Origin of the sequence: Microbacterium karelineae (genome assembly GCF_009745985.1) — a bacterium.
Lineage (GTDB): Bacteria > Actinomycetota > Actinomycetes > Actinomycetales > Microbacteriaceae > Microbacterium > Microbacterium karelineae.
Genome location: NZ_WFIX01000190.1, coordinates 438941 through 463537, shown reverse-complemented (window position 1 = coordinate 463537; position 24597 = coordinate 438941). Strand labels below are relative to the sequence as shown.

Here is a 24597-nt window from a genome sequence, read left to right as displayed (position 1 = left end):
GCATGTCGGCATCGTCCGCTGACCTCCACCTGTCGTCGACGGCGTCGTACCCGTTCTCGTGGCGATCCTCGCCCTCCTCGCCTACTTCGTGCTGCGCGCCCCGCGTCGCGGCTGATTCGAGCGCACGCGCTCGGGCCGGATCCCGACGCCGACGATCCGCCCGGTGACATGGCGCAGGAAGGGGAGTCGCTGCAGCGCGCGGAGCGGGAGGGGGATCCGCGACGACCGCGCCGGCGCGAGGAGAGGATCCTGCAGGGCGTGCTGCACGCGCTGGATGATCGCAGTCGGCAGCTCGCGTCGGCGCCGGACGCGAGCGAGCTCTCGCATGCTCGGCCTCCTCTCGCGAAGGATCGGGGCGAGCGCGTTCGCCGTGGCGATGGCGTCCTGGATCGCGAGATTGATGCCGACGCCGCCTGCGGGCGACATGGCGTGCGCCGCGTCGCCGATCGCGAGCAGTCCGTCGCGGTGCCACCGCCGCAGGCGCTCGAGGCGCACCGTGAGCAGCTTGACGTCGTCGAGTCCGAGCGCGCCGACCCGTTCCTCCATGGCGGGCGACAGGCGCGAGACCCGTGCGCGCATCGCGACGAGGCCGTCGGCGTCGGCCGTCCATGTCCCTGCCGGGATGACGTGCGCGATCTGGAAGAACTCGCCCCGATCGATGACGATGAGCGTGCCGTCCCCCGCCTGCACGAACGGCTGCGTCTCGCGAGGATCCTTCGGCAGCCGGAACCAGAGGACATCCATGGCGCTCGCGATCCGCCTCGGCACCATCCCCGCGGCGGCGCGGACATCGGAGTCGCGCCCGTCCGCGGCGACCACGAGACGGGCGCGCACCTCGAACGCGCCCCCCGGGCCCTCCGCACGCACGCCGACGACGCGTTCGCCCTCGGTGATCGGCTCCACACCGCGCGTCCGGCGGAGGAGCCGGAAGCGGGGCTCGCGGGATCCGGCGCGGGCGAGCAGATCGAGGAAGTCCCATTGCGGCAGGAAGGCGATGGCCTTGCGCCGTGTCGGAAGCCGCGAGAAGTCGGCGAGCACCAGGTCGCGGCCTCCGTAGCGCAGCATGACCCGCGGCAGGTCCGCGTGCGGCAGGGCGAGGAACTCGTCGAGCAGGCCCATGTCGGCGAGCGCGTCCTGCGTCGACGGGTGGATCGTGTCGCCGCGGAAGTCGCGCAGGAAGTCGGCGTGCTTCTCGAGGACGAGGGTGTCGACGCCGGCCCGGGCGAGCAGCACCCCGAGCATGAGGCCGGCGGGTCCGCCTCCGACGACGACGCAGTCTGCGGTCTCTGTACGATTCGCGTTCATGTGCCCCACAGTGTGCGCGCGGGTGACAGGATGCGAGAGTGGTCAATAAGCGAGGTCGCCCGCTCGGCGGATCCGACGCGCGTGAGCGCCTTCTTCTCGCGGCACAGAAGCACCTGGATGCGGGCGATCTCTCGGAGACGAGCTCCCGCACCCTCGCGGTCGAGGCCGGAGTCAGCCACACGCTGGTCAATTATCACTTCGGAGGGCGCGACCGCCTGCTCACGGCCGCGATCGCCCTGCGGGTCGCACCGCACGAGGTCGTCGCGGCGAGCACGGACTCCGGTGGCGAGATCGACCTCGGCCTCCTCACCGAGCTGTTCGTTCGGATCTGGGAGGATCCCGCGCGCGGCCCCTCGCTCGAGGCGCTCGCGCGTGAGGCCGCGGCCGGTTCGGCGCGATCGGGCGCGATCGTCGAATACATCCAGGGCGCCGTGATCGGACAGCTCACCGCGTCGTTCGGAGCGGAGAAGGCGCGGCGCGCGGCGATCGTCGTCGTGGGCGTCATCTTCGCCCGCTACGTGCTCCGCGTCCCGGCGCTGGCGACGCTCACCCCGCGCCAGGTGATCGGGACGATGCGCTCGATGCTGCCGCGGCCGAGCGGCTAGGCTCGCACGGTGCGCCTCGTCATCGCCCGCTGCTCCGTGGATTACACCGGCCGCCTCAACGCCCACCTGCCCCTCGCCACCCGCGTGCTCATGCACAAGGGCGACGGCAGCCTGCTCATCCACTCCGACGGTGGCTCGTACAAGCCGCTCAACTGGATGAGCCCGCCCTGCCGCGTCGACCATCTCGAGGTCGACGACGAGCTCGCGGGCGCCGGCGTCGTCGAGCTGTGGAAGGTGACGCACCAGAAGTCGGGGGACACCCTCACGGTGCGGATCCACGAGGTCATCGCCGACACGACGCACGACCTGGGCGTGGACCCGGGGCTCATCAAGGACGGCGTCGAGTCCGACCTGCAGCGGCTTCTCGCCGAGCAGGTCGACCTCATCGCCGAGGGCGCGACGCTCGTGCGCCGCGAGTACCCCACCGCGATCGGCCCGGTCGACCTCCTCGTCCGCGATGCCGAGGGCGTCGCGATCGCCGTCGAGGTGAAGCGCCGGGGCGAGATCGACGGCGTCGAGCAGCTGACCCGGTACCTCGACCTGCTCGGTCGGGATCCGATCCTCACGGGGATCCAGGGCGTCTTCGCCGCTCAGGAGATCAAGCCGCAGGCGCGCACGCTCGCGCAGGATCGCGGGATCCGCTGTGTGACGCTCGACTACGAGGCCATGAAGGGCATCGACTCGGGGGTCCCGACGCTCTTCTGAGGGCAGGCCTGCCCACCCGCGGTGTGCGGGCCGTCAGGCGGCGCCGAATAGGCTGGATGCATGGCGAATTCTCCGTGGTCGTGTGTGCTCTGGGACGTGGACGGGACGATCGCGGACGCGTCCGCGGGGATCCTCCCCCGAATCGAGCGCGTGCTCGGCGAGATCGGTCACCCGCCGCTGCCGTCCGACCAGGTGCGCCGGTGGATCGGACCGCCCATGCTCGAGTCGTTCCAGAGGCTCGCCGGGCTCTCGCTCGAGCAGGCGACCGACGCGGTGGGCCGCTATCGCGAGCTCGCCTCCGAGCACGGCTACGCGCACAAGGTGCGCATCTACGACGGCGTCGCCGAGGTGATCCGCGCCGTGCACGATGCGGGGATCCCGCAGTCGACCGCGAGCACGAAGCCCGAGAACCAGGTGCGCGCGATCCTCGAGCACTACGAGCTCGCGCCGATGTTCGACAGCATCCACGGCGCGATCCCCGACGCCGATGTGCTCGACACCAAGGCGCTCGTGCTGGGGCGCGCGCTCGACGACATGCGCGCCCGCGGCGTCGACCTGTCGAACCCCGTGCTCATCGGCGACCGCCACCACGACGTCGACGGCGCGGCCGAGCACGACGTGCCCGTGATCTTCGTGCGCTGGGGCTTCGGCGACGCCGACGAGGCGAAGGGATCCGTCGCGATCGCGGAGGATCCCGAGCACCTGCGCGAGCTGCTCCTGCCCCGCTGACATGTTCGAGCTTCCCGAGATCGCGCCCGAGGATCTCCTCGCATGGGCCGTCCCGGCCCTCGTGGTGTTCGGCGCGGCGGCGCTCGTCGTCGTCGCGATCGTCCTCGTCGTGCGCGTCGCTCGCCGCGGGAAGGGCGCGCGGCGCCGCGCGCGTGAGGCGCTGGACTCCCTCGGCGTCCGCCTCGTCGAGCTCGACGACCAGACGGAGGAGCTCGAGCTCGAGATCGGCATGTCGAGCGCGCTGTACGACGGACGCCCACCCGCCTCGCTGCGACGCGCCAGGCTCACGGCCCAGCACACGCGCGACGACGCCTTCGCCGCATATCGTGATGCCGCAGACGAGGGCATGCTCCCGAGCGCGCAGCGCCGCGAGGCGAAGCGCCTCACGGCCGGGATCGACAAGGCGATGGAGGTCATCCGCGGCGCCCGTGCCGACAACGAGGAGTGGCTGCGCGAGCACGCCTCGGCGGACGAGCAGATCGACGTCGCTCGCCGGCGCATCGACGAGCTCGAGACGCGGATGGGCGATCCCGGCGCCCTGCGCGCCGAGCTCGATCGCATCGCCGACGAGAGCGAGTGGGAGGACGCGGCGCAGGCAGACGACGAGGCCCGCGCCGCGATCGACGAGGCGCGGGAGCACCTGCGCGACGCGGAGGATCGAGCCGCGGATCCGTCCCGCTCGGCGCGCGAGTCCCTGCGCGCGTGCGAGAAGGCCCTGTCCCGCGCCGAGCAGGCCTCGCGCCTGCTCGAGGAGACGCACCGCCTCGTGAAGAACGCCTATCTCGCGGTCGACGACGAGCGGCGCGCGGCCGAGTCCGCGATCCGCGCCGCGATCGGCACGCAGAAGACGCTCGACGCCGAGCACGCGCCGCGGCTCGCGGAGGCGATCCGCGTGGCGGGCGTGGCGCTCGAGTCGGCCGGCGAGATCGCGGGTCGCCGCCCCGTCACGGCGAACGAGCGCATCGCCCGCCTGCGCGATCGCCTCGACATGGCGCTCGCCGACGCCCGCACGCAGCAGCAGCGTCTGCGCGGCGCCCGCAGCGCGCTCCCCGGGTCCCTGAACGCGGCCCGCAGCGCCCTCGCCCGCGCCGAGGCGGTCATCCTCGACGCGGAGGTCGACGCGCGCGTCCGCCTCGACAGCGCCCGCCGCGAGCTCGCGTTCGCGCGGCAGGCGCACGACCCCATCGAGGCGCTCGATGCCTCCCGTCGCGCCCGCCGCGACGCCGAGGACGCGGCCGTGCTCGCGCGCTTCCGCAAGCGGCGGCGCTGAGGGCGCCCTCTCCCCGACGGGCCCCCGCCCCCGCGGTTCAGATGACGCCTATCGACCACCGCCCCGCGAAAAGCGGTCGACAGTCGTCATATGAACGGGACCGGGGCGCCTCAACCCAGCGCGTCCGTGAGGCGCATCGCGATGAGCGTCGTGGCCGTGACGAGGATCGACAGGATCGCGCCGAGCGCCAGGGGCCGCCAGCCCGCGCGACGGATCGCGTCGAGATCGGTCGACAGCCCGATCCCGGCGAGCGCGAGCGCGATGAGGAATCCGCTCGCCGCGGGCGCGGCGCCGACGATGGGATCCGGGATCCATCCGGCCGTGCGCAGGAAGGCGACGGCGAGGAACCCGACGAGGAACCAGGGAACGAGGCGTGCGGCCCCGACCGGCGTCAGCCGCTCTCCGCGCGAAGTTCGGCGGGCCTCCGCGATCGACAGCGTCAGGCTGACGGGGATGATCGCGAGCGTGCGGACGAGCTTGACCGCGACCGCGAAACCGAGCGCCGCCGTCCCGTAGACGCCTGCCGCGGCGACGACGGAGCTCGTGTCGTTGATCGCGGTCCCGGCGAGCAGGCCGAACGCCTCCGGCTCGAGGCCGAGCGCGTGGCCGAGCAGCGGAAAGGCCGCGATCGCGGCGAGATTGAAGAGGAAGATCGTCGACATCGCGTACGAGACCGTCGCGCCGCTCGCCCCGATCACCGGCGCGACGGCCGCGATCGCCGAGGCGCCGCAGATCCCCGTCCCGACGCCGATGAGCGTGCCGAGTCGGCGCTCCACCCCGAGCGCCCGGCGCAGGAGGGGCGCGGCGGCGAAGCATGCCGCGAGCGACGCGATCATCACGGGCAGCGCCGCGGCGCCGACGCGGGCGATGGCGCCGAGCGAGAGCTGCGCCCCGAGGATGACGATCGCGATCCGCAGCACCGGGCCGGTCGCGGCTGCGATCCCGGGCGCGAGGATCCTCGACGGCACGCGCACGAGCGCGATCGCGACGCCGAGGACGATCGCGGGGAGCGCGCTGCCCGCGACCGGGACGAGCGCGCCGATGGCCGCCGCCGTCGCCGCGATCGCCGTGCACAGCGCGAGTCCCGGCGCGACGGAGCGCGCGCGGGCGGCGACGGGGAGCGACATGGCGCCACTCTCCGCCACGCGCCGTCCGGGCGGTATCCGCTTGCGCGCGATGGGGGTACAGGACGAGACTGTGTCCACCATGCGCGATGTCCCTCCCCTCGACGCCCTCGAGCTGATCAGCGCCGTCGCGCGCCACGGATCCATCTCGGCCGCCGCCCGGGAGGTCGGCGTGTCGCAGCAGTCGGCCTCGGCGCGCGTGCGGTCGATCGAGCGCTCCCTCGGGGTCGAGATCCTCACCCGCTCGGCCCGCGGTGTCGAGCTCACGGGCGCCGGAACGCTGGTCGTCGGCTGGGCGGACGAGCTGCTCGCCGTCGCCCGGCGATTCCAGTCGGGCGTCGAGGAGCTCCGCGGCGAGAGCAGCCGCGAGCTCGTCGTCGCCGCGAGCGAGACGGTGGCGACGCATCTCGTGCCGCGCTGGCTGCTCGCGCTGCGTTCGACCCAGATCGCGGCGGGTCGGCGTCCCACCGAGGTGCGCGTCATCGCCGCGAACAGCGCGCATGCGGCGGATCTCGTGCGCGCGGGCGACGCGGATCTCGGCATCGTCGAGACGCCCGATGTGCCGGACGACCTCGCGGCCGCGACGATCGCGCACGACGAGCTCGCCCTCGTCGTGCCGCGCGGACATCCGTGGGCAGACCGCGCCTCCGTCGCGCTCGAGGAGGTGGCCCGGACCCCCCTCGTCACCCGCGAAGAGGGCAGCGGCACACGCCGCGCATGGGAGGCGATCCTCCGCGGACGCCTCGGCGTCGCACCCGCCCCGCCCGCCGTCGTGCTGTCGACGACCGCGTCCGTGCGGTCGGCCGTCGCCGGCGGCATCGCGCCGTCGATCGCAAGCGACCTCGTCGTCGCCGACGACGTCGCGCTCGGGCGGATCCTGCGGGTCGCGATCGCGGACGATGCCCTCCAGCGCCCGATCACGGCGATCTGGCGCGGCGGGCCCCGCGACCTGCAGGCGACGAGCCGCGAGCTCCTGGCCGCGGCCACGCAGACCGTGCCATGAGACGAAGAAACCCCGCACCTCCGAGCGGAGGTGCGGGGTTCAGATCAGTCGCGCTGCTTAGAGCGGAACGATGTTGTCAGCCTGCAGGCCCTTGGGGCCCTGCGTAACCTCGAACTCCACGCGCTGGTTCTCTTCCAGCGAGCGGTAGCCCTTCGACTGAATCGCACTGAAGTGCGCGAAGACGTCTTGGCCGCCCTCGTCGGGGGAGATGAAGCCGAAGCCCTTCTCCGAGTTGAACCACTTGACGGTGCCCTGGGTGCTCATGTACTGCCTTCTATCGGGGCGGATGCCGGCGCAGTTTCACGCCAACGGTCACAACCTAACCCACGAACATGTCTGTGACCAGGGGGTGAGCGAAAAAAGTCGCCCTCAGACAGAAAACAGCCCTCACCGTCGGGGGGAAACAGTGAGGGCCGGACGACCGAGAGAGGACGTCTCTCCCAAGAGTACAACCTTCCGCGACTCCGGTCACCCGCTCCGGAGGTCCATCCGGGTGAATCGTGCCGGGGATGGATCACCCTCGCCTGTCGACGGCGCGGACGCGGGATCACGGTCCACACTGTGGAGATGCATCACCCTCCCCTCGATGACCGGCGACCCGAGCGCCGCCCGCGCCCGTGGATCCGCGTGCTCGTCCCGGCGGCGCTCATCCTCGTCTGGCTCACGGGAGCCTCCTTCGGCGGGCCGCTCTTCGGGAAGGTGAGCGAGGTCTCGTCGAACGACCAGACCACCTACCTTCCCGAATCCGCCGACGCCACTCGCGTACAGGAGGCGCAGTCGGACTTCTCCGAATCGGACGCGATCCCGGCCATCGCCGTCTTCACGGGCGACGGCGAGCTGTCCGAGGACGACCTCGCGCGGATCGGCGACGCCCTCGACGCCGCGGCCGGTCTCGATGCGGTCGACGGCGACGTCTCCCGCGCTCTCCCTTCCGATGACGGGATCGCGGCGCAGGCGTTCGTGCCGATCGACGCGGACGCGGACATCGGCGACGCGATCGCGGAGCTCGGCGACGTTCTTCGAGAGGCCGCCCCGGCCGGCGTCGAGGTCCTCCTCACCGGGCCCGCCGGGTTCACCGCCGACCTCGCGGCGGGCTTCGCCGGCATCGACGGACTGCTGCTCGGCGTGGCGCTCGCCGCCGTGCTCGTGATTCTCGTGCTCGTCTACCGCTCGGCCCTCCTTCCGATCGTCGTGCTGTCCACGAGCCTGTTCGCGCTCTGCACGGCGCTGCTCGTCGTGTGGTGGCTCGCGAAAGCCGAGGTCCTGCTTTTGAGCGGGCAGACCCAGGGGATCCTGTTCATCCTCGTCATCGGTGCGGCCACCGACTACTCGCTCCTGCTCGTCGCGCGCTTCCGGGAGGAGCTGCGCACGGTCGACGACCGAGGCACGGCGCTGCTTCGGGCCGTGCGCGGATCCGTCGAGCCGATCGTCGCCTCGGGAGGGACCGTCATCGCGGGCCTGCTGTGCCTGCTGCTGAGCGATCTGAAGTCGAACAGCACGCTGGGCCCGGTCGCCTCGATCGGCATCGTGTTCGCGATGCTCGCGGCCCTGACGTTCCTGCCGGCGCTCCTGTTCGCGTTCGGCCGCGCCGCGTTCTGGCCGCGCGTGCCGCGCGCGACGGATCAGGGGACCTCGCGCGGCTGGGCCCGCGTCGCGGAGCTCGTCTCGCGACGACCGCGCAGCGTGTGGATCCTCACGGCCCTCGTCCTCTTCGCGGGCGCCGCGTTCGTCCCGCATCTGCAGGCAGACGGCGTCCCTCAATCGGATCTCGTCCTCGGTGCATCCGAGGCGCGCGACGGCCAGACCGCGCTGGGCGAGCACTTCCCGGGCGGGTCCGGGAGCCCCGCGAACGTCATCGTGCCGGAGGATGCGCTGCAGGACGCGGCCGACATCCTGCTCGCGGAGGACGGCGTCACCGACGTGACCGTGACGACGGCCGACTCGCCCAGCGGCTCCGCGCCCGTGACCGCGGACGGGATCACGGCGATCGGCGCGCCTGAGCCGCCCGCGCCGACGGTGTCGGACGGCGACGTGCTGCTGCAGGCGACACTCGCCGACGCCGCCGACTCCGAGGCGGCCGCGCAGACCGTGCGGGACCTGCGGGTCTCCCTCGACGACGTCGGCGCGATCGTGGGCGGCGTCACGGCGACCGCGATCGACACGAATGATGCGTCGATCCACGACCGCAACCTGATCATCCCCGTCGTGCTCGCGGTGATCCTCGTGATCCTCATGCTGCTTCTGCGGGCCGTCGTCGCGCCGATCATGCTGATGGCGACGACCGTGCTGTCGTTCGGCACCGCACTCGGCGTCTCGGCGCTCATCTTCGACCACGTGCTGGAGTTCCCCGGCGCGGATCCCGCGGTGCCGCTGTTCGGCTTCGTCTTCCTGGTGGCCCTCGGGATCGACTACAACATCTTCCTCATGACGCGCGTGCGCGAGGAGAGCCTCGCGCACGGCACGCAGGAGGGGATCCGGCGCGGCCTGACGGTCACGGGCGGGGTGATCACCTCGGCGGGGATCGTGCTCGCGGCGACCTTCGCGGCGCTGAGTGTGATCCCGATCCTGTTCCTCGTTCAGATCGCCTTCATCGTCGCCTTCGGCGTGCTCCTCGACACGTTCGTGGTGCGCACCCTGCTCGTGCCGGCCCTCGCGACCGACATCGGCCGCGTGATCTGGTGGCCGTCGAAGCTGTCCCGACGAGCGCGCTGATCCTCACTCCGCCGCGAGCCGCTCCGCCGCCGCCCGCGCCCCCCGCACGGCGAGCGCCAGGCTCATCAGCGTCGGATTCATGCTCGTCGCGGTGGGGATGAGCCCGTTTCCGCCGACGACGAGGTTCTCCACACCCCACACACGCGAGAACGGATCCGCGACCGACGTGCCGTCGTCGACGTCGCCCATGCGCATCGTGCCCTGATAGTGCAGGCTCGACCCGTTCGGGAGCAGGCGCGGCTCGGCGATGAACTCGCCCAGTGCCTCGCCCGCACGGCGCAGGAGAGCGGTGCCGCGCTCGATCTCCGCGTGCTCGTCGTCCGTCAACGCGTACTCGATCGTCATGTTCGGGAACCCGCGGTAGTCGCGCTCGGAGTCGTCGAAGGTGACGGCGTCCTCGTAGCGCGGTCGCTTGCGCATGCCGTAGCCCATGTTGACGTAGCCCCAGCGGTTGCCGGCACGCGGGTGCGAGGGGTCCAGGGGGAACGGCGGGTTCTCGGCGTACATCACCTGCAGCGAGAACGGGTGATCGGGCTCGGAGAAGGGGATCCGATTGACGGCGGCGACGGGATCCGCGGCGTTGAGCGCGCGCCGCGCGAGCTCCGCCGCGAGGTCGTCCTCCGTCGCGAAGCGGTCCATTCGCTCCGCGTCGAGCGCCACCGTCGAGATGACGACGGGATGCTCCGTCAGGTAGTGCCCGAGCGCCCGCGGGCGCACGCCGGATTCCCAGAGCAGCTGCGGCGAGCGGAACGCGTCCGCCGCGACGACCACGAGATCGGCGTCGACGGTCCGCGTCCGCCCCGTCTGCAGGTCCTCGACCGTCACGCCGGTCGCGCGGCCGCCGTCGCGCTCGATGCGCCTCACGAGGTGCAGGTCGCGCAGCTCGAAGCGCTCGTCCACCGCGGCCGATCCGAGCACGGTGTCGGCGCCCGCCCACCGCATCGTCCCGTCGGGCTGCGGGTCGCCCGCGACCGGCAGCGTGCCGACGCCGTAGCCGTCCGGCAGCTCGCCCGCGTACTCCTCCGCGAGCAGGCTCCGGATCGCACCGCCGACCGCCGAGTCGGCGAAGGCGGCCGTCTGCGCGTGCAGCAGGCGCTCGGCCTCGTCGATCAGCGCGTCCCACTCGTCGTCGGCGATGAACGACACCCGCTCGCTGAACGCGGGGCGGGGGATCGCGCACGTCCAGTGCGCCCCCATGCCGCCGACGTTCGTCGATGCGGCCGCGGCCGGGAACGTCGCGGCATGCGCGGATCCGGCTCCGCCGAAGTCGAGCAGATGGGTGCCCTCACGGGCGGTGAACATGCCCTCGACGACCACGTCGCCGGGGATTCCGAGATCGGCGCGATGCGCCCCCGACTGCGGCCCCTGCGAGCGCTCGCGCGCGGACGCCTTCGCGTCGGGATCCGCGATGTTGCGCACGCTCTGGCCCGGCACCGCGGTGAGCTGCGGCCCGGCCTCGAGCATGGTCACGCGCGCGCCGGGGAGCGCATCGAGCAGGATCCTCGCGTACGCGGACCCGATCGGGCCGCTTCCGACGATGGCGATGCGGGGGCTGGAGTTCATGGGATCTCCTCGGATCAGGCGGCGACGGGGGCGTCGTCCGCGGGGAGCGGGGCCGGGGCGTCGTCGCCCAGGCGGGTGGCGGGCAGGAACAGGGCCGCGACGACGCCTGCGGCGTAGACGCAGGCGAGTGCGGCGAACACGGGGGCGAACGCCGCCTGGTACACGGCCGCGACCTCCGCCTGCACGGCGGCGGGCGCCGCGTGGACGAGCTGGGGCGTGAGCGTCGAGGTGTCGAAGGATCCGCCGAGGCCGGCGGCGACGCCCGCGGCGATCACGCCGCCGATGACCGCGGTGCCCGTCGTCGCGCCGACCTGGCGCGTGAGGTTCACGACGGCGGTGACGGATCCCATCCGGTCGCGCGCGACGGACCCCTGCGCGACGGCGATGATGAGGTTCATGAACGCGCCGGTTCCGACGCCGACGACGAACATCGCCAGCGCCGGGACCCACAGCGGCAGGCCGACCGGGAGGACGGCCATGGTGAGGAGTCCGGCGGCGCCGAGCGCCGTCCCCATCACGGGGTAGGCGCGGTAGCGGCCCGTCCGCGCGACGAGCCAGCCGGTCGCGAGGTTGCTCACGAGCATCCCGAACACGGTCGCGATCGGCACGAGGCCGGAGACCGTCACGCTCGTGCGGGCGGCCATCTGGAAGAAGGTCGGCAGATATGACACGACCGAGAACAGCCCGATGCCGATGACGGCCGAGAGCGCGACGCTCGCGGACACGGCGCGCATGCGGAAGAGGCGCAGCGGGATGAGCGGGGCGGGCGAGCGCAGCTCGATCATCGCGAACGCGGCCATGCCGACGACTGCGAACCCGAGGCACGCCCAGGCGGCGGCGGTCAGTCGCGGGTCCGGGAACCATGTCACGCCGAGCACGAGCGCGATCATCGCGACCGTGAACGCGACGGATCCGGGGACGTCGAGACCGCGCCGCGAACCGGGATCGATGTGCGGGATGGCGACGGAGGCGAAGGCGAGCGCCGCGAGGCCGACGGGCGCATTGATCCAGAACACCCATGGCCAGCCCCAGTACTCCGTGATCGCGCCGCCGAGCAGGGGCCCGACGAGGATCGCGACGGGGAAGGCTGCACCGATGACCGCGAGCTGGCGCGGGCGTTCGCGCGGCGTGGTGACGTGCGCGACGATCGTCTGCGACATGAGCTGCAGGCCGGCCGAGCTCGTGCCCTGCACGACGCGCGCGGCGACGAGCTGGACCATGTCCTGTGCGAAGCCGCAGGCCAGCGAGGCGACGACGAACAGGGCGAGGCTGACGAGGAAGACCCGGCGGGGACCCAGTGCGTCGCCGAGAGCGCCGATGACGGGCAGCAGGACGGTCGCCGCGAGCGTGTAGCCGACGACGACCCAGCTCATGGCCTCGAGCGCGCCGACCTCTCCCGCGATCGTCGCGAGGGACGTGGACACGATCGTGTGGTCGAGGGCCCCGAGGAACGATACGGCGAGCAGGGAGGCGACGAGGATGCGGAGGCGTGATGCGGACAGTGGCATGCGGTTCTCGCCCGTGCGACCGGGCCATCGACGCGACCTGATGTGCGCCCGCCCCGACTGCGCGGCGGGCGACGGGTCCGAGGACCCCGACGTCAAAGTAGATTCTATGCGATCTTATGTCGGATTACAACGAAAGAGTGGTGATCGCTTCGACATCATCCGCGAGGGCGCACAGATCGTTCCGTCCCGATCCCGCCCGCACGGCGTCGATCGCGGCGCGCAGCGCCTCGCGCTCCGGCGTCTCGAGAGCCTCCGGTGCCGTCCACACCCCTCCGTCATCCACGACGGCGATGCGCGCCGCCCCGGCCGCCTCGTCGAGGCGCAGCTCGGCGCGCACCGGCGCGATCCCCACGATGTCGAGGAGCGGCGCTCGCTGCTCGGCAGCGGTGAGGAGGATCGATGCGGCCGACTCCCCCGCGGATCCGGACGCGCTGATCCCGCTCGCCGCCCGAGCGGACGAGGTCACCCGCAGGGATCCCGTGCCGAGCTCCCGCAGCCACCCGGCCGCGTCGCGCACCACGGCCTGCGCGTCGCCCTCTGCCGCGAGCGCCTCTACGACGAACGCGACGGGCGCGCCGCCGAGCCGCCCCCGCAGCGCGTCGACCCACGCGCGCCGCAGGCGGTGGCGCGAGACCACGACCGGCACCCCGAGCGTGCCGGCGAGGGTGCGGACCGCGCCCGCCGGGGCCGGTCCGGGCTCCGTCACGACGACGGCGACCGCGCCCGCCGTGCGCGCGGCACGGATCCACCAGTCGCCGCCCCCGTCGATCATGACGATCGCCCCAGCCGGCGCGGCGACACGGCGAGCGCTCGCCGGGAGCTCCGCGATCGCGACGCCATGCGCCCGCGTCTCTGCGGTGACGCCGATGACGCTCATCGGATCCCTCCCGCCCGCACGAGATCGGCGGCCGCATCCGCGAGCTCGATCGCGTAGAGCGCATCGGCGGCCATCTCGTCATACTGGGGCTCCTCGCGCCCCTCGAGCATCGCGGCGAGCGCCCGCCACTCGCCGACGTACCCGTCATCGGGATCCCTGCGGAACACCGTGGTGCGCCCGTCCGCCGTGGCGACGGAGACGACCGTGCTGCCCGCATGCGCGAAGGCGGGCGGATGATCGATCGTGAGCCGGTCGCCCGGCATGTCGATCGTCATGCGCCACAGGGCGTCGGCGCCGCCGGGGAGCATCGCCGCCGTCACGCGGACGGGGATCCCTGATGCGCGGAACCCGAGCGCGCACCCGATCGGCGGGAGCGCCCGCGCATCGTCCAGGCCCTCGAAATCGGGCGCGAGATCCCGGATCGCGGGCAGGTCGTGCATAACGAGACCCGTCGCGAGCTGGCGGACGACGCCCGCCGCGATGCGCGGATCCGCGAGGTCCGGCCCTCCCCGGCGCGCCGACGCCGGGCCCGGCTCGCTGACGAGCGCGTGATAGCGGTCGTTGGGCGGCAGCGCGAGGGTGAGCCCGATGCCCTTCACGGCGCCGTCCTCGGTGACCATCGCGCGCAGCGCCCGGTGCCAGGCTGTGTCGTGCAGGTGGTTCGTGCCCACGACGAGGGCGAGCCCCGCCTCGCGCGCCTCGTCGACGATCGCGCGCACATCCTCCGCGTCGGTCGCGAGCGGCTTCTCGCACAGCACGTGCTTGCCGGCGCGGATCGCGGCACGCGCGAGGGCCGCGTGCGTGGCCGGCGGCGCGCAGAGGACGACGACATCGACGTCCTCGTCGGCGAGCACCTCGGCGGATCCCCGGGAGGTTCGGGCGCCGATCCTCGCGGCGAGGTCGGGCGCGCGCTCCCCTGACGCGTCGGCGATGTGGACGACCGCGAACATCCCATCGAGGCGCGCGAGCGTCGGCAGGTGCAGCGCCGAGACGCCCGGCCCCGCTCCCAGGATCCCCACTCCGTGCGGCATCGCGCATCGCCCCCTTCGGCTTCTGCACCATCCTGGCTGAGGGACGACGGATCTCGTCATATGGGGTGATGATCCCGCGCATGCGCGAGGCTGATCCCCCAGACGGGAGACTTACGTCGATCCTGTCGATAGATATGTCAGAATCAGGCATGGCCACCGATTCGACCCTCCGTTTCAGCGCGCAGACCGACGAGGTCACGAGCCTCCTGCGCATCGTGAACCTCGTCCGCACAGGAGAGGCGACGACGCGGCCCGAGATCGGCGAGGCGACGGGCCTCGGCCGCGGCGTCGTGACGCAGCGGATCGAGCGGGCGGCGGCCCTCGGATACCTCGCCGACAGCGATTTCGGACCCAGCTCAGGCGGGCGGGCGCCGCGCACGCTCCGCTTCCAGGCGGAGCGCGGACGCCTCGTCGTGTGCGCGATCGGCGCGCTGCACATCCACGTCGGTCTCACGGGGCTCGACGGGGACGTCACCGCTCAGGCGCACCGCGACTGGGACATCTCGCGCGGCCCCGACGAGACCCTCGAGGTCGCCCTGTCCATGGTCGACGAGCTGCTCGCGGCCGAAGAGGGCGCCCCGATCTGGGGCGTGGGCGTCGGCCTGCCCGGGCCGGTCGACTTCGCCTCGGGGCGCCCCGTCGCGCCGCCGATCATGCCCGGCTGGAACAACGTCGACGTGCGCGGGCGGGTGCAGGAGCACCTCGGCGCACCCACGTGGGTGGACAACGACGTCAACCTCCTGACCTACGGTGAGCGCGCCCGGCGGAAGGCCCTCGACGAGGACCTCATCTACTGCAAGGTCGGCTCGGGCATCGGCGCGGGCCTGCTCTCGGGCGGCCGCGTGCACCGCGGCGCGAACGGTGCGGCGGGCGACATCGGTCACGTGCCGGTCCTCGGGGCCGAGACGCGCTGTCGGTGCGGGAAGGTCGGCTGCCTCGAGGCCGTCGCGAGCGGGTGGGCGCTCGTGCGCGACGCGAACGCCGCGATCGCGGCCGGCGAGGAGAGCTCCCTGTCGGACGTGGATCCGATCACCCCCGAGCAGATCTCGCTCGCCACCGAGCGCGGCGATGGCCTCGCGCGCGCCCTCTCGGAGAGGTCGGCCCGCGTGATGGGCGATGCGATCGCGACGCTCGTGAACGTCTTCAACCCCGCCGTGATCGTCATCGGCGGCGCCGTCGCGGCCGCGGCGGGCGAGGCGTATCTCGCCGAGGTGCGGCAGCGCGTCTACGACCGATCTCTCCCCCTCGCAACGCGCGATCTGGCGATCGAGCAGTCGATCGAGGACATCCGCGAGCCCATCCGCGGCGGCGCGGAGCTCGTGCGCGAGCAGCTGTTCGACGCGAGCTTCGCGCGCTGGTTCGCGGACGGGCGTCCCACGATCGAGGCGATCTTCCCGGCGGTCTGAGCAGATGACCCTCACCGCGCTGCGCGAGGACGCGCTGACGACGACGCCCGCCGGATTCGAGCTGCGGCTGAGCCTGCCGTGGATCCGATCTCTGCCGCTGTCGAGCCTCTCGGGCCTCGAGCTGAGCGTCGACGGGTCCGCGCAGCGCGTGCGGATCCGCCTCGGCGACCGCACGATCGCCGCGACGGACGGCGAGACGGGGTGGTGGCACCTCCAGGACCGCGTCGTCGTGGCCGGCGATGCGCCCCTCGACGACGGGCACGATGTCGCGGTGTCGTTCCGGCTCGCGATCCCCTACCTCCCGATGGGCGGCGAGATGCTCGTGATCCCGATTCGGGAGCGCGCGCCTCGACACCCGATGCGAACTCGCCTTCGCGGGGGAGGACGTCCGATGAGCGCGCCCTTCTCGGGCCGCCTCGCGGCGAGCGCCTTCAACTGGACCCCGCAGATCGTGCGCGCCGAACGCGGCGCGACGGACATCGCCGCGACGATCGCGACGGACGGCATCGCCGACCTGATCGAAGTGGAGGCCGGCCAGGCATGGCGGGGCTTCCCCGCCCCCGCGGACGACGAGGTCGACGCCCTGCGCGAGCGCCTCGCGGACGCGGGTGCCCGCGTGAGCATCGTCGGCGCGAGCATCGACGAGTGGGCCGAGGACGGGCATCGCCGCGACGACGACGAGCGCCTCGCGTTCCTGCTGCCGCAGCTGCGCGCGGCGAGCCGCGTCGGCGCCGAGGGTGCGCGCCTGCCGATCGGCCAGGCGGGTCCCGCCCTCCTCGCCCGCCTGCAGCCCGTCCTGCATGAGCTCGACCTCGTGCTGTTCGAAGAGGCGCAGGGGTCGCAGACTCCCGGATCCGACGCGCACGCCGCCGACTACGACGAGATCGCGCGCCTCGATGATCCGCACCTCCGCCTGCTCATCGACATCAGCATGCTCATGCCGGCGCTCCCCACGAGCTATGTGCGCGCCCTGGCCTCGGCCGGCGTGGACGACGCGCTCGTGCGCCGCCTCGCCGACGGCTGGCGGGATCCGGCGACCCCGCGTGTCGTCATGGAGGCGCTGCGCGGCGGCGCGATCCCCGGATCCGCCCAGGCGCTGGCGATGGACATGATCGTGCGCTTCGGGCGCTCGTCGGCCGACGAGCTGCGAGAGGTGCTGCCGCTCGTCGGCGCGTTCCACCTGAAGTTCTGGGATCTCGACGACGCCGACGGCCGCGTCAGCGCGCCGATCCGAGACGTGGGGAGCCTACTGCGCGGCACAGCGTTCAGGGGCACCCTCTGCAGCGAGTGGGGCGGGCACGCCTGGCTCGACGACGATCCGGCCGAGATGACGTCCGCGCACCTCGCACTCGCGCGCCGGGCGCTCGGGGCCTGACGCCCGCGTCGAATGCCGCAGTCTGCGCCATGATCCGCGGTTCGGCGCGATTCGCGACATTCACAGGATCCGCCCGGCAGACGAATGCCGCAGATCGCTCCAAGAATGGATTCCTGGAGCGATCTGCGGCATTCGGACGGCGACGTCAGGCGAGCGTGACCTCGCGCTCGACCGGCACCCGGTTCGTGACGTAGCGGCCCGGGCCGCCGTCGACGCCCGGAGCGATCTGCATGTAGAGCAGGCGCATCGTCAGCACGACCTCGACCGTGAGGCTCTCGCCTGGCGCGGGCACCCGGTCGAGCGGGATGACGACGTCGGGGCGATCCGCGACGAACCAGAGGGTGTCCCACTGGTCGGGCAGCTCCGCGACGCGGTACGAGCGCCCCTGCAGCGCGAAGCGCAGCGACTCCTTCGGGATCGCCTCGCCGTTCACCGTCACGTCGACGTCGTCGACGGCGCTGAGCCAGAGGCTGCGATACCAGGGGATCTGCACCGACACGGCGATGCCGTCGTCGGTGCGGCGGACGTCCTTCTCGGAGAACAGAGAGTTGTGGGTGGCCATGTCGTCTCCTCCTACGCCGCCTGAGCGGCGGTCTCCTCGATCGCTCGGCGCATGAGCGCGTGCTGCTTCTGCACGAGGTCGATGGGATCCGCCTCGCCGAGATCCGAGAACGCGTGCCCCTCCCACTCGCTCGAGAGGAACCCCTCGTACCCGCCCACCACGAACTGCCGCACGATGCGCGGGATGTCCATCGCGGGCTCCTCGCCGTCGGGGCCGATGTCGTAGAACTTCGCGTGCACGTGGAAGATCTGCGGCATGATGTCGAGCCACTCCTCCGGCGCCACGAGACCATGCATGTTGAAGGCCAGACGCGTGAACGGCCCGAATCGCAGCGGATCCACGCCCTCGCGGATCAGATGCTCCTCGAACTTCTGGTTGCGCACGTGCATGGGCGTCGGCTCGCGCCAGATCTCCTCCATCACGGGGAAGTGGCGCTCGTCCATGCCCATCTGCCCGAGCGTGCGCAGCAGCGTCGGCGACAGGCTGTGCATGGTCGACGAGAAGTCGGCCGTGAAACCGAGGCGGTCGGATCCGAGGTCGTCGTACAGCTCGCGGATCTCGACGATCTTCGGATCGTTGGGGCCGACGGGCGCGTGGATCTCGTAGCCGAGCACCTGATCGTACTTCTCGGCGAGGGGCAGCAGGCTGCGCAGCAGCTCGCGGCCGGCCGAGCGGATCACGATCTTCCTGAATCCGAGCGTATGGGCGGTCTTCAGCTGCCGGGCGAAGAAGTCATACTCCTCCTCCGGCGTCATGTCGCGTTCCCTGCGCCGCCCCATGTCGAGGTTCGTGCCGACGGCGCTCGGCTCGAGGCCGCAGTCGTCGAGCGTGCGGAACCAGAGGTCGACGAAGTCGGAGTCGACATCGGGGTAGGTGCGCAGCAGCTGCGCGATGTTGAACTCGACACCGGGGCCGATGCCGTTCTCGGCGACGGCGCGGATGAGCGTCTCAGGCGTGTACAGCCCCGCCGCGAACTCGCTCGTCATCGAGTAGAGCGTCGTGCCGAGCCGGATCCCCGTGCCCGCGATGCCGCCGCTCATCGGGCCACCGCCTGCGCGGCCGCGTGGTGGGCCGCGAGCACGGCGCGCGCCTCGGCGGCGTCCGTGATCATGCGGGATCCCGCAGCCTCGGCGGCCGAGCGCTGCAGCACCTGCTCACCGCGGACGATGTCGAACGGGCTCTGCCAGTGATTCCAGTGCCATCCCTCGTACTCGCTCGAGACGGCACCCGAGTACCCGTTCTCGACCAACAGATCGGTGAGGTCGCGCACGGGCACAGACGGCTCCTCGCCGTTCTCGTCGATGCCGAAGAACTTCGCGTGCACGTGGCGGATCCAGGGCATGATCTCGAGCCAGTCGTCGACGGGTGCCGGGCCGAACAGGCCCGTGCCGTTGATCCCGAAATCGATGCCGAGGTCGGGGCGGCCGTGCTGGGCGGCGAGCCCGATGAAGCGGCCGAAGCGCTCGCCGTGCTCGGCCTGGTCGGCGGGCGGGCCCTGCGTGTGGAACTCGGCCCACAGCTCGGAGACGGCGGCGAGGAGCTCCTCGCCCGCGCCGCGGCGCCGGTAGGCCTCGATGAGCGACGGCGCGAAGCCCGACACGGTCGCGCCCCAGTCCATCGTGAAGCCGAGGAGCGGGGATCCGACCTTCTCATAGCGGTCGCGCAGCGCGAGGATCCGCGGGTGCGACGCGTACTGATCGGCGTGCACCTCGAGTGCGAGGGCGACGCCGTAGCGCTCGGCGACGGGCACGAGCTGCTCCATCGAGTCGGGCGTGAGCGAGATCTGCACGCGCGCAACGGGGAAGCCGAGGCGTGCGGCGGCCTCGATCTGGCGCCGCATGTACTCGATCAGCTCATCCTGGTTCAGCAGGCGGTTGCGGTGGATCCCGATGTCGGCGTTGATCGCGAGCGACGTCGGCACGAGGTCGACCTCGGCGACGAGGTCGCGGAACCAGCCGGCGAAGCGGTCGTCGACGTCGGGGAAGCCCCGCAGGCTCGAGAATCCGATCACCTCCAGGCCGGGGCCGTAGCCGTCGGCCGCGACCTTGCGGATGAGGCCCTCGAGGTCGTACTCGCGCCCGTGGAAGGCGCGGGTGAAGCTGTAGAGCGTGACGCCCTGGACGGGCGTGCCGAGCTGCGCGGTCATGCGGTCACCGCCTTCATGGTCTTGGAGTCGCGCTCTTCGATGTGGAGCACCTCGTCGTCGCCGATGACGATGTACGGGATGTAGAGCGTGAGGTCGACGGACACCTCGTGATCGGCGGCCGGGTCGATCTCGAGATCCCCCGAGAGCACGGCCGAGTCGACGGGGAACCACCACTCGTCCGTGTCGTCGACCATGTCGGCGAAGGAGAACGTGCGTCCGTTCATCTCCCACCGGAGCGTCTCGACGGGCGCCGCGACGCCGTCGATCGTGAGCGCGGCCCCGGCGATGCAGGATGCGGGCAGCGCGCGATACCAGGGGATGCGCACCTCCACGGATGCGCGGGAACCGTCGCTTCGCAGCGTGTCCTGCTCGATGATGCGGTCGGGAATCACCGGGACCTCCTCGTCCTTAGTTGCTTTCACACACTCTAACGTCTGATTTCGACGAAAGTCAATGACCACCCCGCTTCGAATGCCTCAGATCGCCCCAGATTCCGCGGTTTGTCGCAGTCTGAGGCATTCGAAGCGGCCTGTGGATAACTTTCGAGGCCGAGTCGCGGATCCGTTCCGGCGCGCCCGCGCGGAGACGGTGCGGCTCGCGCAGGCGTAAGCGACGCGGATGCGCGACGACGAGTTCTACGCCTACGAGACTGCGGTGCACCTGCTCGACGCGCCGCTGCCGCCCGGCCTCGGGCGCGAGGTGCGTCCCCTCGAGGTCGGAGTGTTCGGCAATCTGCCGCTGCCTCGCGGGGCAGGGGTCCACGGGAGGCGCCTGCACGCGGAGATGGTGAACGTCGTGCACGTGGACGGCCTGCGGGTCGCGTCACCGGCCTCGACATGGGCGATGCTCGGATCCTGGGACCTCATCGACCTCGTCGCGCTCGGCGACGGCTTCTGCCGGGTGTGGCGGGAGGGCGTCGGCCGTCCGCACGCCGGCCGGCCACCGCTCGCCACCAAGGAGCAGCTCTTCGCCGCGCTCTCGGCCGGCCGCCGTCGCGGCGCCGCGACACTGCGAGAGGCGTTCGGAGAGATCCGCCTCGACTCCTGGTCGGCCCGGGAATCCGCGTGCCGCGTGCGCCTCGTCCGCGCGGGCCTGCCCGAGCCGGAGCTCAACATCGATCTCTTCGATCCCCGCGGGGAGCACCTCGGCTGCGTGGACCTCGTCTACCGGCAGTGGAAGGTCGCGATCGAGTACCAGGGCGCGCAGCACCACGCCACCTACGCGAAGGACGTCGAGCGGATCGAGCGCCTCCGCGCGGAGGGCTGGATCGTCATCCAGGTGACGGCGGCCCTGCACGCGGATCCCGCGGCCCTCATTCGCCGGGTGGCCGGCGCGCTGCGCTCGCGCGGCTGGCGCGGATGACCCCCCTTCGAATGCCTCAGATCGCCCCAAACCCGGCGAGGACGCACACTCCGAGGCATTCGAACCCGCCGTCGATCCTTCGAATGCCGCAGACGGCACCAACCACGGCAGGACAGAGCGATGTGCGGCATTCGAAGGATCAGGCCAGCCGCTCCGCGATACGGCGAGCGCCGCGCACCGCGAGCGCGACCGACGTGAGCGTCGGGTTGCACGCGGTCGCCGTCGGGATGACGCCGTTGCCCGCGACGAAGACGCCGGGCGCGTCCCAGACCTCGCTGCAGGGATCGCAGACGCTCGCGCCGTCGTCTTCCGCCCCCATGCGCACCGTGCCCTGGTAGTGCAGGGACGCGCCGAGCGGCATGACGAACGGGCGCGCGTCGAGGGGCTCGCCGACGGCGCGGCCGAGCCGGACGATCTCGTCCTTCGCCCTGCCGATCACGGCGCGATCGGCGTCGGTGAGGGTGTAGTGGATCCGCATGGCGGGCATGCCGAACGCGTCGAGCGTCGCCGCGTCGAACGCGACGCGGTCCGAGGCCTGCAGGTCCTTGGCGCAGAAGAGGCCGAGGCCCACGATCGAGCCGGGGACGATCGGATCGTCGTCGGCGATCGGGATCGGCGAGGTGTCCCACTGCATGATCTGCCCGTGGAACGGCAGCTCCTCGGTGAACGGCACCCAGCTGACGCCGCTCGTCTCGCTGAGCGCGCCGTCGCCGCTCTCCTCCGAGGCGCCCGACACATCGCGCAGCCGCGACGCGAACACGATCTGCGCCTGGTCGTTGAGGTATCGGCCGAGTGCGGCCGGCCGGATCCCCGACGCCCACAGCACCTGCGGGGTGCGCAGCGCGTCGGCCGCGACGACGACGTGTCGCGCGGCGATGGCATGGGTCGATCCGTCGCGCCGGTCGCGCACCTCGACGCCCGATGCGACGCCGTCCGCGAGCAGGACCCGCGTCACGAGCGACTCGTCGTGGAGCGCGAACCCGGGGTTCGCGCGCGTGACGTCGCCGAGGACGACATCGGATCCCGACCAGGCGAGGCGGCCGTCGTCGCGCCGGTGCACGGCGAGCGGCATCCGCTGCACGCGGCGCTCTTCGGGGCGGCCCGCGTCGACGACGGCCGCGAGGCGCTCGCGCACGAGTCCTGAGAACGGTGCGGCGTCGAAGGCGTCGGCCGTGACGCCGAGCAGGCGATCACCCTCGGCGAGCAGCTCGTCGAGCACTCCTTCGTCGTCGAGGAACCCGATCCGCTCGCTGTCGCCGGGGCGCGGGCAGGCGGCCGTCCAGTGCGCGCTCATGCCGCCGACGTTGCTCGAGAAGGCCGCGACCGGCAGGCCGTCCTCCCCTGGCTGCGCGTAGCCGTCGTCGAGGAGGAAGGTGCCGGGCCGGGCCCGCCGTTCGCCCGCCTTGACGGCGCCGGGCGAGCTCACGGCCGCGGCGCCCGCGCCGGGCCCCTCGGATCGCCGCTGCGCCCGGGCGAGGGCGTCGGGATCCGCGATGTTCTTGACATGCGCGCCCGGCGGATCCGACACGGTCGGTCCGGCCTCGAGCATCGCGATCGTCGCGCTCGGCGCCTGTTCCGACAGGATCCTCGCGTAGGCGGATCCCGCGGGGCCGGATCCGACGATGACGACGTCGACAGCGTCGGGGTAGCGGCCGGTCATGCCTCCGCCGCCCACTCGACGACGCGCGCGGTCGACGCCGCGGACTCGGTCTGCGGGTAGTACTCGAGCCCGATCGGCCCGTCGTAGCCCGCCGCCCGCAGGATCCGGAGGCGCTCCGGCCAATCCAGGTCGCCCGTGCCGGGCTCGCCGCGGCCGGGGGCGTCGGCGAGCTGCACGTACTGCACGAGCCCGCCCGCGTTCGCGAGCTCCGCCGCCATGTCCTCGCCCTCGACGGCCGAGTGGTAGATGTCGTAGAGCACGCCGAAGAAGGGCGAGTCGACGCCGCGGGCGACCTCCACCGCCTCGGCGGTGCGGTCGAGGAGCGAACCGGGGTGGTCGACGCGTACGTTGACGGGTTCGAGCGCGAGTGCGATGCCGGATCCGTCGATCTGCGCGATCGCCTTCCGGTAGATCTCGACGAGCTTGTGGAGCTGCACCTGGCGCTTCCAGCCGCCGAAGCCCGTGCCGCTGCCGACGACGATGCGCGGGCAGCCGAGGTCCCGTGCGATCTCCACGCCCTCGTCGAGCTTGCGGAAGAAGTCGGAGTGGTCCCACGGCGGGATCATGAACTGCATACGCGGCTCCGCCAGCTGCGCCGTGAGCCGGGTTCCCGTCTCCTCGAGCGCCGCCTTCAGCGCGGGCAGGTCCTTGGGCGCGGCCGGAGCATCGACGCCTGTGGGCCCCCACATCTCGACGGCGTCGAATCCGGCCGCCGCGGCCGCGCGGACGCGGTCGTGGTAGTCGCCCGCGTCGGTGAAGAGCAGTTCGATGTTGGGTGCGAGCTGGTACATGGAGTCTCCTCTGAGTCGGTGCCGGTCAGCCCTTGAGGCCGCCGGCGAAGCCCTGGATGAAGCGCTTCTGCGCGATCAGGTAGAAGGCGAGGATCGGGATCATCGCGACGATGACGATCGCGAAGATCTGGTTCCACTGCGAGACGAGCGAGCCGATGTAGAAGTACATCGACACGGGCAGCGTCTGCGTCTCGGATCCGCCGAGGAACACGAGCGACGTGAAGAAGTCGTTCCAGATGATGAGGCCGGCGAAGATGGCGACCGTTCCGGTCGCAGGCCCGACGAGCGGGAACATGATGCGGAAGAACACCTGCGTGCGGCTCGCGCCGTCGATCATCGCGGCTTCCTCGAAGTCGGTCCCCATGCCGCGGAAGAAGCCCGCGTAGAGGAAGATCGCCAGCGGGAGCATCATGCCCGTATAGAGCACGATCATCCCCCAATGGGATCCCGTCAGCCCGATCGCACGAGCGCCGATGTACAGCGGAACGGTGCCGAGCTGCGTCGGGAGGACGATCGCGACGAGGAAGAGCATGAAGGCTGCGCGGCCCCACCGCGTCGTCGACCTCGCGATGACGTATCCCGTGAGCGCGCCGAGGATCACGAGCGCGACGACGCTGCCCGCCGTGATGACGACGCTGTTGAGCAGCCCGAGCATCACGTTCGAGTTCCCCGTCGCCGTCATCACGCCGACGAAGTTCTCCACGGTCGGCGACTCGGGCGGCGCGAGCGGCGAGGTCGTGAGCAGCTCACTGTCAGGCTTCAGCGCGATCGAGATGAGGAAGTAGAACGGGGCGAGGAACACGAGCGCGAGGAACCACACGCTGATCTCGCGCAGCAGAGTGAGTCTGGTGTAGCGGAACATA

The 24597-nt window shown here is 71.9% G+C and carries 23 protein-coding genes; 9 read left to right on the top strand and 14 right to left on the bottom strand.

The annotated features are described in order from the left end of the window. Positions 1-81 precede the first annotated feature (81 nt). Positions 82-1305 carry an FAD-dependent oxidoreductase gene (locus GB932_RS15320; RefSeq protein ID WP_156761544.1) on the bottom strand — a complete coding sequence of 408 codons (1224 nt, stop codon included), beginning with the start codon at positions 1303-1305 and terminating at the stop codon, positions 82-84. A 38-nt stretch (positions 1306-1343) separates the two neighbouring features. Between GB932_RS15320 and GB932_RS15315 the strand changes: the two genes are divergently transcribed. The 4 genes from GB932_RS15315 to GB932_RS15300 are packed head-to-tail and all read left to right on the top strand — an operon-like array spanning position 1344 to position 4614. Further along, entirely contained in the window at positions 1344-1910 is a 567-nt protein-coding gene (locus tag GB932_RS15315) for a TetR/AcrR family transcriptional regulator (protein WP_156761543.1), read from the top strand. A gap of 9 nt (positions 1911-1919) precedes the next feature. Further along, positions 1920-2615 (top strand): endonuclease NucS, encoded by a 696-nt coding sequence (gene nucS / locus GB932_RS15310; protein ID WP_156761542.1) that lies wholly within the window; start codon positions 1920-1922, stop codon positions 2613-2615. A gap of 60 nt (positions 2616-2675) precedes the next feature. Further along, a complete protein-coding gene (locus GB932_RS15305; protein ID WP_156761541.1) occupies positions 2676-3344 on the top strand; it encodes an HAD hydrolase-like protein in 669 nt (222 codons plus the stop codon). Position 3345: 1 nt separating this feature from the next. After that, entirely contained in the window at positions 3346-4614 is a 1269-nt protein-coding gene (locus GB932_RS15300) for a coiled-coil domain-containing protein (RefSeq protein WP_156761540.1), read from the top strand. Between the two features lie 110 nt (positions 4615-4724). Here the strand turns inward: GB932_RS15300 and GB932_RS15295 are convergent, their stop codons facing one another. After that, a complete protein-coding gene (locus GB932_RS15295) occupies positions 4725-5741 on the bottom strand; it encodes a YeiH family protein (RefSeq protein WP_156761539.1) in 1017 nt (338 codons plus the stop codon). Positions 5742-5820: 79 nt separating this feature from the next. On the opposite strand from GB932_RS15295, the gene GB932_RS15290 reads away from it, so the two are divergent. Continuing rightward, a complete protein-coding gene (locus GB932_RS15290; protein ID WP_231916239.1) occupies positions 5821-6741 on the top strand; it encodes a LysR family transcriptional regulator in 921 nt (306 codons plus the stop codon). 57 nt (positions 6742-6798) lie between these two features. Here the strand turns inward: GB932_RS15290 and cspE are convergent, their stop codons facing one another. After that, on the bottom strand, positions 6799-7005 hold the full coding sequence (cspE, locus tag GB932_RS15285; protein WP_156761537.1) for a transcription antiterminator/RNA stability regulator CspE: 207 nt from the start codon (positions 7003-7005) through the stop codon (positions 6799-6801). Between the two features lie 303 nt (positions 7006-7308). Between cspE and GB932_RS15280 the strand changes: the two genes are divergently transcribed. Further along, on the top strand, positions 7309-9453 hold the full coding sequence (locus tag GB932_RS15280; protein ID WP_156761536.1) for an MMPL family transporter: 2145 nt from the start codon (positions 7309-7311) through the stop codon (positions 9451-9453). Positions 9454-9456: 3 nt separating this feature from the next. Here GB932_RS15280 and GB932_RS15275 read toward each other — a convergent pair whose 3' ends face one another. The 4 genes from GB932_RS15275 to GB932_RS15260 form a co-directional block, all read right to left on the bottom strand. Then, complete coding sequence (locus GB932_RS15275) at positions 9457-11016, bottom strand: GMC oxidoreductase (protein WP_156761535.1); 1560 nt, start codon at positions 11014-11016, stop codon at positions 9457-9459. A 14-nt stretch (positions 11017-11030) separates the two neighbouring features. Further along, entirely contained in the window at positions 11031-12524 is a 1494-nt protein-coding gene (locus GB932_RS15270) for an MFS transporter (RefSeq protein WP_156761534.1), read from the bottom strand. A gap of 124 nt (positions 12525-12648) precedes the next feature. Then, positions 12649-13401 carry a hypothetical protein gene (locus tag GB932_RS15265; protein ID WP_156761533.1) on the bottom strand — a complete coding sequence of 251 codons (753 nt, stop codon included), beginning with the start codon at positions 13399-13401 and terminating at the stop codon, positions 12649-12651. Beyond that, on the bottom strand, positions 13398-14432 hold the full coding sequence (locus GB932_RS15260; protein ID WP_156761532.1) for a Gfo/Idh/MocA family protein: 1035 nt from the start codon (positions 14430-14432) through the stop codon (positions 13398-13400). The genes GB932_RS15265 and GB932_RS15260 overlap by 4 nt, the downstream gene beginning before the upstream one ends. Before the next feature lie 149 nt (positions 14433-14581). On the opposite strand from GB932_RS15260, the gene GB932_RS15255 reads away from it, so the two are divergent. Together GB932_RS15255 and GB932_RS15250 are read left to right on the top strand one after the other, a co-directional pair. After that, entirely contained in the window at positions 14582-15838 is a 1257-nt protein-coding gene (locus GB932_RS15255; protein ID WP_156761531.1) for an ROK family protein, read from the top strand. Positions 15839-15842: 4 nt separating this feature from the next. Next, on the top strand, positions 15843-17213 hold the full coding sequence (locus tag GB932_RS15250; RefSeq protein WP_231916238.1) for a restriction endonuclease subunit R: 1371 nt from the start codon (positions 15843-15845) through the stop codon (positions 17211-17213). Between the two features lie 145 nt (positions 17214-17358). Here GB932_RS15250 and GB932_RS15245 read toward each other — a convergent pair whose 3' ends face one another. Genes GB932_RS15245 through GB932_RS15230 form a run of 4 tightly spaced genes read right to left on the bottom strand, consistent with a single transcriptional unit; the run spans position 17359 to position 20313 of the window. Beyond that, entirely contained in the window at positions 17359-17775 is a 417-nt protein-coding gene (locus tag GB932_RS15245; protein WP_156761530.1) for a C-glycoside deglycosidase beta subunit domain-containing protein, read from the bottom strand. 11 nt (positions 17776-17786) lie between these two features. After that, the gene (locus tag GB932_RS15240) at positions 17787-18815 is read right to left on the bottom strand and encodes a sugar phosphate isomerase/epimerase family protein (protein ID WP_156761529.1); all 1029 of its coding nucleotides are present in this window, start codon (positions 18813-18815) and stop codon (positions 17787-17789) included. After that, positions 18812-19921, bottom strand: coding sequence for a sugar phosphate isomerase/epimerase family protein (locus GB932_RS15235; RefSeq protein ID WP_156761528.1), 1110 nt, complete (start codon positions 19919-19921; stop codon positions 18812-18814). The genes GB932_RS15240 and GB932_RS15235 overlap by 4 nt, the downstream gene beginning before the upstream one ends. Beyond that, entirely contained in the window at positions 19918-20313 is a 396-nt protein-coding gene (locus tag GB932_RS15230) for a C-glycoside deglycosidase beta subunit domain-containing protein (protein ID WP_156761527.1), read from the bottom strand. The genes GB932_RS15235 and GB932_RS15230 overlap by 4 nt, the downstream gene beginning before the upstream one ends. A 226-nt stretch (positions 20314-20539) precedes the next feature. Between GB932_RS15230 and GB932_RS15225 the strand changes: the two genes are divergently transcribed. Further along, complete coding sequence (locus GB932_RS15225; RefSeq protein WP_156761526.1) at positions 20540-21283, top strand: DUF559 domain-containing protein; 744 nt, start codon at positions 20540-20542, stop codon at positions 21281-21283. Positions 21284-21422: 139 nt separating this feature from the next. Here the strand turns inward: GB932_RS15225 and carA are convergent, their stop codons facing one another. The 3 genes from carA to GB932_RS15210 are packed head-to-tail and all read right to left on the bottom strand — an operon-like array spanning position 21423 to position 24596. Continuing rightward, positions 21423-22943 (bottom strand): c-glycoside 3-oxidase CarA, encoded by a 1521-nt coding sequence (carA, locus tag GB932_RS15220; RefSeq protein WP_156761525.1) that lies wholly within the window; start codon positions 22941-22943, stop codon positions 21423-21425. Further along, entirely contained in the window at positions 22940-23734 is a 795-nt protein-coding gene (locus GB932_RS15215; protein WP_156761524.1) for a TIM barrel protein, read from the bottom strand. Before GB932_RS15215 ends, carA begins: the two co-directional genes overlap by 4 nt. Before the next feature lie 25 nt (positions 23735-23759). After that, complete coding sequence (locus tag GB932_RS15210) at positions 23760-24596, bottom strand: carbohydrate ABC transporter permease (protein WP_156761523.1); 837 nt, start codon at positions 24594-24596, stop codon at positions 23760-23762. Between the last annotated feature and the right edge of the window lies 1 nt (position 24597).